Origin of the sequence: Campylobacter concisus (genome assembly GCF_002914195.1) — a bacterium.
Lineage (GTDB): Bacteria > Campylobacterota > Campylobacteria > Campylobacterales > Campylobacteraceae > Campylobacter_A > Campylobacter_A concisus_M.
Window position 1 is genome coordinate 1 of sequence record NZ_PPAU01000141.1, and the last position, 660, is coordinate 660.

1 protein-coding gene is annotated in these 660 nt (G+C 31.1%); it reads left to right on the forward strand.

What is annotated here, in order from left to right:
* A partial coding sequence (locus tag CYP28_RS10455) for a hypothetical protein (RefSeq protein ID WP_181000451.1) occupies positions 1–660 on the forward strand: 660 nt, incomplete at both ends.

Consider the following 660-nt stretch of genomic DNA (forward strand, 5'->3'; position numbering starts at 1 on the left):
CAGCAAAGCTGCAAAGTATCAATTATTTAGATAAATATTTTTTAAGTAGTGGCAGTAAAGATATTAAATTTAACACTAGCATGGAGAGAATTTATAGCTTTAGCAATGAAGAAACATGCGAAAAATTAGCAAAACTATATAAAGATGCAAAAGACACGATTGATTTTATACCAAATAGCTCTTTGAAAAAATTAAGCGATAATAACGAAATTATAGTGTTTCCTTTTGATAGAAAAAGTAAAAAAGGAGATGCCCACATTTTAATTAGTAATAAGTTTAATGAAATTAGAGATGAATTTATCAAAGCTTGCAAAGAAATTACTCATACAACTCTAGGTGAAGCGCATAAAAACGAAATTTCAGTTCAGGATCTATCACGCATTATTGAGAATTCTTTTAATGACTTTGAGGGTATAAAAAGCAATATCATAAAAAGTTCAGAATTTGACCATGATAAGCTTGGCAATTATATGGGAACTATCAATGACGTTATGGCAAACAACAAGGAAGCTGTGGGTATTATCATAAGGGTTGGCGAATTTCTTGAAAGCCAGATAGTGACCACAAAACTTGCCGTGAAAAAGAACTTGGATGAAAATAAAGCCATATTTGATAGAGCGTTACCGCTGCTTAATGTGGTAAATTATGACGAGCTAATAT